The sequence below is a fragment of the Pseudomonas sp. BS3782 TE3695 genome (assembly GCF_050435305.1).
GTDB lineage: Bacteria > Pseudomonadota > Gammaproteobacteria > Pseudomonadales > Pseudomonadaceae > Aquipseudomonas.
Genome location: NZ_JBNDKB010000001.1, coordinates 4,089,577 through 4,099,604 on the forward strand (window position 1 = coordinate 4,089,577; position 10,028 = coordinate 4,099,604).

General features: G+C 58.8%; 9 protein-coding genes. 8 read left to right on the plus strand and 1 reads right to left on the minus strand.

Annotated features, from left to right (window positions below):
* Positions 1-4 precede the first annotated feature (4 nt).
* The 8 genes from ABH909_RS18400 (at position 5) to ABH909_RS18435 (ending at position 9,757) form a co-directional block, all read left to right on the plus strand.
* The gene (locus ABH909_RS18400; RefSeq protein ID WP_429435842.1) at positions 5-1,084 is read left to right on the plus strand and encodes a glycosyltransferase; all 1,080 of its coding nucleotides are present in this window, start codon (positions 5-7) and stop codon (positions 1,082-1,084) included.
* Positions 1,081-2,193, plus strand: coding sequence for a glycosyltransferase (locus ABH909_RS18405; RefSeq protein WP_429435845.1), 1,113 nt, complete (start codon positions 1,081-1,083; stop codon positions 2,191-2,193). Before ABH909_RS18400 ends, ABH909_RS18405 begins: the two co-directional genes overlap by 4 nt.
* Positions 2,194-3,036: 843 nt before the next feature.
* A complete protein-coding gene (locus tag ABH909_RS18410) occupies positions 3,037-4,350 on the plus strand; it encodes an O-antigen ligase family protein (RefSeq protein WP_429435847.1) in 1,314 nt (437 codons plus the stop codon).
* A 17-nt stretch (positions 4,351-4,367) separates the two neighbouring features.
* Positions 4,368-5,321 carry a glycosyltransferase family 2 protein gene (locus ABH909_RS18415; RefSeq protein WP_429435850.1) on the plus strand — a complete coding sequence of 318 codons (954 nt, stop codon included), beginning with the start codon at positions 4,368-4,370 and terminating at the stop codon, positions 5,319-5,321.
* A 13-nt stretch (positions 5,322-5,334) separates the two neighbouring features.
* Entirely contained in the window at positions 5,335-6,753 is a 1,419-nt protein-coding gene (locus ABH909_RS18420) for an oligosaccharide flippase family protein (RefSeq protein ID WP_429435853.1), read from the plus strand.
* A gap of 82 nt (positions 6,754-6,835) precedes the next feature.
* Positions 6,836-7,900: a UDP-glucose 4-epimerase GalE gene (galE, locus tag ABH909_RS18425; RefSeq protein WP_429435856.1), complete on the plus strand. Its 1,065-nt coding sequence runs from the start codon at positions 6,836-6,838 to the stop codon at positions 7,898-7,900.
* Positions 7,897-9,369 carry a LamG domain-containing protein; glycoside hydrolase family 16 protein gene (locus tag ABH909_RS18430; RefSeq protein WP_429435859.1) on the plus strand — a complete coding sequence of 491 codons (1,473 nt, stop codon included), beginning with the start codon at positions 7,897-7,899 and terminating at the stop codon, positions 9,367-9,369. Before galE ends, ABH909_RS18430 begins: the two co-directional genes overlap by 4 nt.
* A gap of 94 nt (positions 9,370-9,463) precedes the next feature.
* Positions 9,464-9,757 (plus strand): hypothetical protein, encoded by a 294-nt coding sequence (locus tag ABH909_RS18435; RefSeq protein ID WP_429435862.1) that lies wholly within the window; start codon positions 9,464-9,466, stop codon positions 9,755-9,757.
* Positions 9,758-9,773: 16 nt separating this feature from the next.
* Here ABH909_RS18435 and ABH909_RS18440 read toward each other — a convergent pair whose 3' ends face one another.
* Positions 9,774-10,028: a hypothetical protein gene (locus tag ABH909_RS18440; protein WP_429435865.1), complete on the minus strand. Its 255-nt coding sequence runs from the start codon at positions 10,026-10,028 to the stop codon at positions 9,774-9,776.

The following is a 10,028-nucleotide window of genomic DNA, read 5'->3' on the forward strand; positions in this document are numbered from 1 at the left end:
GACCATGCATATCCTGTTCACCCTCAAGGACTTCAAGCCCGATGGTGGCCTCGAGCGTGTCCAGCAACGCCTGGCCAGACAGTTTCTGAAAGATGGTCAGCGTGTCAGTTATTTCGTCATGAATGGCGACACGCCAGACGATGAAGGAACGGCCACGCTCAATGGCGGCGGCAATGGAATCGTCGGTCTGCTCAAGTCCATCGTGTTGCTGCGCCGCATTATTCGTCGCGAACAAGTGACTCACCTCATCGCCGCCAAAGAACAAGCCAACCTCTGCACCTGGTTTGCCACCTTGGGTAGCCCCTGCAAGGTCATCTATAGCCGTCATGCAGCACTGGATTGCGGTGAACAAAAAATCAGCCCCGCCACCCTGCGCCTGCTCTATGCGTTGTACCTCTGCGGCAACGGCCAGGTAGTGACGGTTTCCAACGGCTTGCGCCAGTCCCTCTCTGACCTGGTGCCCTGGGGTCGCGAACGCATTCGTTATTGCCCCAATGCCGTGGTGACTGAACAGCTGCTCAGCGCCGCCCAGACGCCCATGTTCACCGGTTTGCCTGCGCAGTTTTGGCTGGCAGTGGGACGGCTGATAGAACCGAAAGGTTTCCACCTGCTGCTCGATGCCTATGCCCTGGCCTTGCGCCGTGCTGCGCTGCCGGATCTGGTGATCATCGGCGATGGCCCGCAACACGCCGCGCTGATTTCACAGGCCAGCCGCCTGGGCATCGAGGACCGTGTGCATTTCACCGGTTTCCTGAGCAATCCCTACCCGTTTATCAGGCAGGCGAGACTGCTGATTCTGAGTTCGTTTCATGAGGGCTTGCCGACCGTGCTGATCGAAGCCCTGGCGTTGGGCACCCCGGTGTTGGCCTGCGACTGTGAAACCGGGCCCCGGGAACTGCTTGATAACGGCCGCCTTGGCGAGCTGGTCAAGGTCAATGATGTACCGGCGCTGGCCGAAGGGATGTTGCGCAGCCTGCTCTCGCACAGCCAGGCGACGCCACGCGGGGAAATGGCCGCTGAAGCCGTTCGGCAGTACACCAGTCAACACGCCGCGCAAGCGTACTACCAGGTTTGGAATCAATGAAAAGGCTGCTGATTATTCTGCAGGACTTGAATGGCGGCGGCGCCGAAAAAATGATGGCGCGGCTTGCCGGTGCGCTGACTGAGGCAGGCAATGACGTGACCTTGTTGATGCTCACCGGCACAGGTGTGAACTCGGCATACCTCGACCCCCGGGTCAAACAGGTGCAGTTGCATAGTGCGCGCAGCGCCAGAGCCGTTCCGGCGCTGGCACGCTTTCTTCGTCACAATCGCTTTGACGCACAACTGGCCGCCCTCACCCATGTCAATGTCGTAGCCATCGCCGCGGCTGCGCTGTCAGGTACGCTGGCGTGCCTGCATGTCAGCGAACGCAACGCGTTTTCCCATGACAGGCACGTCAATCCGGCATTGATGGTGCGTATCGCCTATCTGTTGGCACCGCTGCTGTATCGGCTCATTCCCAATCCGGTGATTTGCGTCTCGCGCGGTGTTGCTCAGGACCTGGTCGACACCACCATCACGCGTCCGCAGGATGTCACCATCGCTGACAACCCGGTGCTCGACAACGATTTTCGCGACAAGGCGCCGGGACGTCCAAACCATCGCTGGCTGTCGAAAAAAACCGCCCCGGTGATTGTCGCCGTAGGTCGTCTGGCACAGCAAAAAGGCTTTGACGTATTGCTCGATGCCTTTGCCCGATTAGCCGATCCCACTGTTCGATTGATCATCTTCGGCGAAGGCGCGCTCAGAGCCGAATTGCTCGAGCAGGCCGTCACCCTGGGCGTGGCCGACCGCTTCGATCTGCCGGGCTATACCAACGATCCATTGGCCGAGGTGGCAGCGGCCGATTGCTTTGTGCTGTCGTCGCGTTTCGAGGGCAGTCCCAACGCGCTGGTCGAGGCCCTGTCCACGGGCACTCCGGTGGTATCGACCCGCTGCCCCTATGGCCCGCAAGAAATTCTCGACAATGGCGCGATCGCCCCGCTGGTGGCGGTCGACGACCCTGACGCACTGGCCCGGGCGATCACCGTGGAACTGACATTGCCGCGTGATGCAAACCGCCAGGCGCGCATCGATGCCGCTGCCCGTTTCGTGAGTGCCTGCGCGGCCAAGACCTATCTCGATGCCTTGCTAGGGGGCGTTTTGAACTAGTTCCGCGCCGGGGCTGGTGCTGTGCAGGGGAAGGCCGATTTTGAGGGGGTACATATCCGTTGCTGCGGTCATAGCGGCTATTGGTTCCGCTCTTACAGCGGGTCACTTTGGAAAAGCGCCAAAGTAACCAAAGCGCTTCTGCCCCTTTCGTTCGGTGCCTCGCCCAGGCTCGGCATGCTCTCGCTCCGGTCCCGCTCCGTGGGCCCGCCGCGATCGGCCATCCATGGCCGTGCGCGGCTAACCCGGCATCCATGCCGGGTTGCCCACTGCGCAGAACCTCCACTCGGCCTCTCGAGGGGGCGGTGCATCAAGATCAAAAGCTGCAGGCGAGCTAACGCTCGGCCTGACTGTAGGAGCTGTCGAGCGAAGCGAGGCTGCGATCTTTTGATGTTGGCTTCTGCTTCTGCTGTTGCTTTGGCCTTGGCTTTGGATCTGCCGCCCCCTTCCCAGAGGCCGAACGCAGGCGTTGCGTAGGGGGCACCGCGGCAAGGATGCCGCGGTAGCCGCCCCCGGCCATGGATGGCCGATGGCGGCGGGCCCCCGGAGCAATGCCGGAGTGAGGGCATGCCGAGCCTAGGCGAGGCACCGAATGGCGGGGCAGAAGCCCTTTGGTTACTTTGGGGCTTTTCCAAAGTGACTCGTTGTAAAAACGAAACCATAAGTGGCCGTTACCGCAGCAATGGATATGTACACCATCAAAAAAACAAACCGCCTGGCATACAGCCTTCGCGGGCAAGCCTCGCTCCTACAAAAGCCCAAGAGCTATGTAGATACCCATGCCGTTCTAACACGACAACGCGGCGGGGAAACTCATTGAGAACGCCCCCTAGGGAGCCAATCGTGATGAACAAACTGGAAGTCAGGTACACCACCCTGCGCGACGCTTTCACATTGTTCGGCGTGCTGTTCTATACCCAGGTCATCGGATTTTTTTTCGGGTTGACCGATACATCGAATCTGGGTGCCGCCGAAAAAGACCTCGAAGGCAACGTGGTCAACCAGATCTGCGGCCTGATCACCCTGCTGGTTCCGTTGTTCTTCTTCATCCGCAACAAGGTCTTCATCAGCAAAAGCTTTTACAGGAACAACGCCTTCCTGCTGATATTCATGCTTAGCCTGGCCGTATCGATCAGTTGGTCCTACGACCCGATGTTGAGTTTCAAACGGTTTGTGGCGCTGATCAGCGTGGTGTTCTTTGCCGGTTTCATTGCCTACAACTACAGCCTCGAGAAAATTGCTTTCATGCTCGGCTGCACCATCGGCGCAATAGCGCTGTTCGGTTTGATATTCGCGCTGATAAGGCCCGACATCGTTTTCATTGATGGCGGCATTCGTGACGGTGCGTTCAAGGGGATTTTCCCGGAAAAAAATGCCGCGGCCCGGATCAACGCGATCGCCATTCTGTTACTGCTGCCGATGATCCGTCAGCGCAATCCTTGGGCCATCGTCTACTCGTTATTCTCACTGATCGCGATTGCGCTGGCCCAATCTGCCACGGCAATCGCACTGATTATTGCCGGCACCGTGAGCTATTGGTACTTCCTCACGCTGATCCGCTTGCACATCAACCGCTCACTGACAGCATTCCTCGCTACCACATTCATCTATGTGCTGATCTGCCTGTTTCTATACGGCAATTACACCCTGCTGCTGGAACTGATGGGGCGTGACGCATCACTCACCGACCGCACGCTGATCTGGGAGTTGCTCACACCGCTGATCGACGCCGAATTCCTCAAGGGTTACGGCTTCGGCGCTTTCTGGTCCAGCCCGGGCGCCGAGACATTCATCAACCGCTGGGGTTACATCGGCAATGCCCACAGCGGCTACATAGAGACCTTGCTCAACGGCGGTGTCATCCAGCTGACAGCGCTGGTGCTGATGCTGATCGAGGCGTTGATCAAACACTACCGGGCCGTGGTAGCGGATCAGTCGGCGCGGTTTCACGCCAGCGCAATGGTGATCATCGCAGCGTTCATGCTCACCAACTATGTGGCGTATGTCGTTCCCAACTACCGCTCTGCAGAGTTTCTGGTGTTCTGCGTCCTCGCCCTGTCCTTGCGGCATCATCACGCGACATACCCCGAGTGGTCACGACCAACCCTGGGTCAGCGTCCGCCTGGCAAGGCATTACCACGCGACTCAGCCAATGCGTAACAGAAGGAGAAATAACCATGCCAGACCAAGCCCCCTCTTCACGCCCTACGGTATGCGTCGTGATCGCGATGTACAACGGCGCCGACAGCATCGAGCAAACACTGGCGTCCGTGGCCGGGCAAACCCGACTGCCCGATCACGTCATCGTCATCGACGATGGTTCCACCGATGATGGGCCACAACGCGTCAAGGACTTCGCGGCGCCGTTTCGCCTGACGCTGTTGCATCAAGCCAACGAAGGCCAGGCCAGCGCCCGCAACCACGGACTGCAGCACACTGAAGAGACCTATGTGGCGTTTCTCGATGCCGATGACCGATGGTATCCGCAAAAGCTGGAGCGACAACTGGCACTGTTTGAGGAACTGAGTCGTCAGGGACGGCCGGTGGCGCTGATAGATTGCTACGTGCACAACGACTACAGCGACGGAACGCGAATACTGGAAAACCGGCAAAAAAACGGCAGGCATTTCGACGATTTCATCCGCGCCAACGTTCTCAATGGCGTGTCCTCCGCGATGGCCAGACGTGACGTGATCATGCAACTCGGCGGCTTCAATCCCAGCCTGCGTTACTCCGAAGACCGCTTCATGTGGACCCGGATCGCCGAACACTGGGAGGTTCACACGGTGCCAGAGGTGCTGCTGCAGCGCATGGTCAACAGCGGCAACATGACCGCGCAACCGACAAGGTACTACCCGTCCAAAATCAGGTTCATCGAAGCGTTCCTCGACCAATTTGGCCCGCGGTTGAGCAAGCAGCAACGGATCGATTTCGCGCTGGGCGCCCACTCCGACTTTCTCGAACTGTTTTCCCGCAGAGGCGAGCATGCCCAGGTGATCGATGTGTACCGGCGAATGCTGGAATATTCCTGGCAAACGCTGATCTTCAGGAACGGCAAACCGACCTTGCGCTTGCTCTATGCATGCCTCCAGTCATTGCGCAAGGCAGCTGCGTCAACCACCGCTCATTGAGCCGGTATCCGCCATGGCCAATCACCGTCTGGTTAAATTGATCTGGATTTTCACCGAGAAATTCGGCCTGATTTTCCTGTCGATGATTACCTTTGTCGCGTATGCCAGGCTGCTCTCGCCCACAGAGTTGGGTGTGGGCACGGTCATCATTGCCATCGTCGAGTTGATCGGCATGATGTATTCCTCGGTTCTGGAAGACCCGCTGGTACGACTCGAGCGGCTGGAAGACAAACACATCGCCACAGCCTTCTGGGCGTCGGTACTCGTCAGCCTGGCGTCCATCGTCGTCATCTCGGGCGCGGCGATGCTGTACACGCCTGACCCGATGCTGCAATGGATGACGGCGGTGGCCTCGGTAAAGATCCTGTTCACCATGATGGCGCGGGTCTATGTGGCGCAAATGCGCCGTAGCGGCAACTTCAAGATGCTGGCGTCGCGTACGCTGCTGGGCAAGGTGTGTGGTGGCGTGGGCGGCATCGCTGTCGCGCTCTGGGGATTGGGCGCCTGGGCGGTCATTGCTCAGGCGCTGATCATGGAGTTCGTGTCCATTATCGTATTGATGCGCGCAGACCCGCGCCGCATTGCCTTTTACATTGACGGCCCGCTGTTGCGCGAACTGTTGAGGGCCGGCGCACCGGTTGCGGTCAATGCGCTGAGTTCGCAAACGCTACAGCGCGGGGTCACCGTCATCCTGGGCATGACGGCCGGCACCAACGCGGTTGGCATGTTCAACATGGCGATGCGCATCATCGATCTGCCGCGCACGGCGATCTATCACGGCCTGATCAGCTATGCGCTGCCGGTGTTTGCCCGACGCAGCGCCGATCCATCGCGGTTGCGCGCGATCATCAGCGATTCGACCGCCGTCAGCTGCTTCCTGCTGACGCCCCTGTTCATCGGCATCGCACTCACGGCGCACGAGTTGATTCTGTTGATCTTCGGCGCCAAATGGACCGACGCTATTGTGCTGCTGCAAGTGCTTGCGGTCACGGCAGCCATCGGTAATACCGCCATGTACGCCACGACCGCACTGGTCGCGGTCAATTGCAGCCACCTGACCATCAAGGCCGAAGTGGCAACCACCGTATTGGCACTGGCGCTGGTCTATGGCTTCGGCAGCCTCTATGGCGGCATGGCCGCCGCCCTCGCCCTGCTGGTCCGGATGGCGATCATCACGCCACTGCAAATCCGCGGCTTGAACAGTGCAATCGGCTATGGCTGGCGGCGATTTTTCGAAACCAACTATCGCAGCGTGATTGCTTCGTTCGTCATGGCAGCGATCGTCCTGATGGTTTCTCCCCGCCTGGGTGTTCAGGGCTACTTGCACCTGATCTACAGCATCGTGGTTGGCGCGCTGAGTTATGCCGTGGCGTATAGCGTGATGCATCCGCGCTGGCCGCAAGAATTCAAATCGGTTTTCACCACCCGCTGAGTGAACGCACCCGACAACCTTTTCCCTTCCCGGACACATTCTCCTGACTCGTGCAATTTCCTTGTGACAGGAACGCCTCATCATGCACAAAACCACGTTGATTACCGGCGGGGCCGGCTACATCGGCTCCCATACCACCCTGACCCTGATTGACGCCGGTCGACAGGTGCTGGTCCTCGATAACCTGTGTAACAGCTGCCGCGAATCGCTCACGCGCCTGGAGTATCTGACGGGCAAGCGAATCGACTTCATTGAAGGCGATATTCGCGATAGCCACCTGCTCGACGATATTTTCAGCCGCTACGACATCGATGCCGTGATGCATTTTGCCGGCCTCAAATCCGTCGAGGAAAGCGTTCACAAGCCGCTGGATTATTACGCCAACAATGTGATCGGCACGCTCAACCTCTGCCATGCGATGGCCCGGTTTGAGGTCTTCAAACTGGTGTTCAGCTCGTCGGCCACCGTGTATGGCGCCCCCCGGCAGATACCGCTCATCGAAGACCTGGGCGCAGGCAAACCGATCAATCCCTACGGCCGCACCAAGCTGCTGATCGAAGAGTTGCTCACCGACCTGTGCCTGTCCGACCCACAATGGAGCATTGCGGTGTTGCGCTACTTCAACCCGATTGGTGCTCACGCAAGCGGGCTGATCGGAGAAAACCCCAATGGCAGGCCCAACAACCTGCTGCCTTGCCTGACACGGGTCGCGATGAGGCAAATGCCCGAACTCATGGTGTACGGCAACGACTATCCCACTGTCGACGGAACGTGCGTGCGCGATTACGTCCATGTGCTCGACGTTGCCGATGGCCATCTCAAAGCGTTGCGGGCGTTGCAGAACACAAACGGCATCCACGTCTGGAACCTGGGAACAGGCATTGGCCATAGCGTGCTGCAGATCATCCACAGCTTCGAGAACATTACCGGTATTACCATCCCCTTCCGGTTCGCACCGCGCCGCGATGGCGATATCGCCGAATGCTGGGCCGACCCCACCAAGGCCGGGCGTGAGCTAGGCTGGTACGCACAGCGCGACCTGATGCAAATGATCATCGACACTTGGCGATGGCAATTGTGTAATCCGCATGGGTACCGCTCCCCACCCGGATTGGCGGAATCGGCTGCGTTGAAGCAATGGATATGAGCAGGTTCATTGTTTGGGTGGCCTTGCTATCGGTCGTTTGCAACGCCTTGGGAGGCACTCCCCCGCCGCAGGGCAACGGCCTGGTGCTGTGGCTCGACGCCACCGACGCGTCGACGATGACCCTCGATACCCAGAACCACCTCCTGCGGTGGCACGACAAGTCCGGCGAAGCCAATGACGTTACCGTAGACAATGGCGCAGACGCCGCACTGCCGCAGCGTGTAGAGGACGCCATGAATGGCCATCCGGTGGTGCGCTTGAGTGGTACTTCAGCCTTCCTTGGCAAGGCCATTCGTACGGCAAAAGGCCCGGTAACCCTATTGATCGTGTCACGCAGGCTAAACGAGCAAAGCGGCGGCGAGACCTGGCAGCGACTGTTCAGTTCGCGCCCGATAATCGCCGATAACGACAACGTGCCACCGAACTTCGCGATCAGCGTGCAACAGCGCACCGCCTACGATCCGGCCCTCTTCGTCCTGGAACTCAACGACGTGCCCATCGGCCCGTACGCGGTGGGGCGCAACGTAGTCGGCAGCGTCGAACATTTGCGCGGCGACATCGCCGAAATACTGATGTACGACCGGCACCTCGCCTCCCTGGAAGAACGGCAGCGTGTATTTAAGTACCTGGCGGACAAATGGTCCGTCGCCCTTCCCAAGGCTGCCAATTCCTGGACCCGCGTCGGCCCGCTGGGAACGATACCGGAACGGACCAACACCGGACTGCCGCTGTCCGATCAGGGCAATGCCGGCCAATGGAGGCTGGACACACAATTCTCAGACGATTTCGATGGCGCGACCCTTGCCCCCAGCCGCTGGCACGTCAACAACGCCACGGGCACCGACTCGCTCGGGCGCAAACCGGCGCTGTTCATGCCAGACAACGCTTACCTGAGCGATGGCCATCTGAACATCGTTTTCCGCAAGCAAACCTTGCCGCAAAAGTACGTAAAACTCGGCTTTGAAGATTACAGCTCGGCGATGGTGCGAACGATTGAGCGCAGTTTTTACGGCTACTACGAAGCCCGCGCCAAACCGATGGACTCGGCCGGCTCCAGCGCCTTCTGGCTCGCGTTTACGGGGCTTGCCGACAATGCCACGGAAATCGACATTTTCGAAATCGGTGGCAAAACCAAAAATGGCACCTTCGACCGTCGCTACAACATGAATGCCCACGTTTGGGCTACGCCGCACAGTACCGAACATTTGAGCGATGGCAGCAGTTGGGTCAGCCCATGGCGGCTGGCCAGTGACTTCCATGTCTACGGTTTTGACTGGCAGCCCGACACATTGCGTTGGTACGTCGACGGCGTACTGGTGCGCGAGGCAAAGAACACCCACTGGTTCTTCCCCATGTATATCCTCTTTGACAGCGAGGCCATGTGGCAGTGGTTCGGCGTAGTCGATGACGCCGACCTGCCCTCCACCTTCAGCGTGGATTACCTCAAGGTGTGGCGTCGCGGCAGATAGTCGTCGACCGTTTTTCTTGAAAGGCTCCCACCGTTTTTCACCGGCGCCAGGCATTACTCCAACTCCAGGAATCCCCATAAAAGAGGTCGCAACAATGAACGGTACGATGACTTCCGATCAAGCGATAGCCTGCCTGAATCTGGCGCTTGAACGTAACCAACAACTGTTCAGCGACGCCTATCACTTGAGCCATGCCGCCCTTGATCTTCTCGATCAGCCCAACATGGACGCGGAAAAGTTCACCCAGTATCAAAGGAAAAGACGCCAGGCCGATCTTAAATACCTGGAAGCTATCGAACACTTGCGATTGATCATGGAGCAATACCCTGCCCATCTCTTTGCAGTTGACCACTCAGCCCATCCGCCGCAGGTTTCGGCCGGGAAATGAATGACAAAATCCGACCTCAACGGGTCGCTGCCTCACCGAGGATGAACAGCATCATCATCAGCAACCACAGCAGATACAGCCAACCAAACAGCCGCACCCAACCCTGATGGCGATAAAGGCCCAGGTAAAATATCAGCAGCAGCAAAAATTGCCCGGCAGCGGCGAGCATGATCAGGCTGCTGTTGCGCGGCCACAACAGTGCGGTCAACACTTCTGCTGCCAGAAGCAGGAGCAAGCCGACGTAGACTTTCAACGCGTTCGCCGTGCTCAT

Bases quoted from the DNA above. Each gene is read 5' to 3' on its own strand.
- ABH909_RS18430 (WP_429435859.1), top strand. From the start codon at position 7,897: ATGAGCAGGTTCATTGTTTGGGTGGCCTTGCTATCGGTCGTTTGCAAC.
- ABH909_RS18400 (WP_429435842.1), top strand. From the start codon at position 5: ATGCATATCCTGTTCACCCTCAAGGACTTCAAGCCCGATGGTGGCCTC.
- ABH909_RS18415 (WP_429435850.1), top strand. From the start codon at position 4,368: ATGCCAGACCAAGCCCCCTCTTCACGCCCTACGGTATGCGTCGTGATC.
- ABH909_RS18435 (WP_429435862.1), top strand. From the start codon at position 9,464: ATGAACGGTACGATGACTTCCGATCAAGCGATAGCCTGCCTGAATCTG.
- galE (WP_429435856.1), top strand. From the start codon at position 6,836: ATGCACAAAACCACGTTGATTACCGGCGGGGCCGGCTACATCGGCTCC.
- ABH909_RS18410 (WP_429435847.1), top strand. From the start codon at position 3,037: ATGAACAAACTGGAAGTCAGGTACACCACCCTGCGCGACGCTTTCACA.
- ABH909_RS18440 (WP_429435865.1), bottom strand. From the start codon at position 10,028: ATGAGCACGGCGAACGCGTTGAAAGTCTACGTCGGCTTGCTCCTGCTT.
- ABH909_RS18405 (WP_429435845.1), top strand. From the start codon at position 1,081: ATGAAAAGGCTGCTGATTATTCTGCAGGACTTGAATGGCGGCGGCGCC.
- ABH909_RS18420 (WP_429435853.1), top strand. From the start codon at position 5,335: ATGGCCAATCACCGTCTGGTTAAATTGATCTGGATTTTCACCGAGAAA.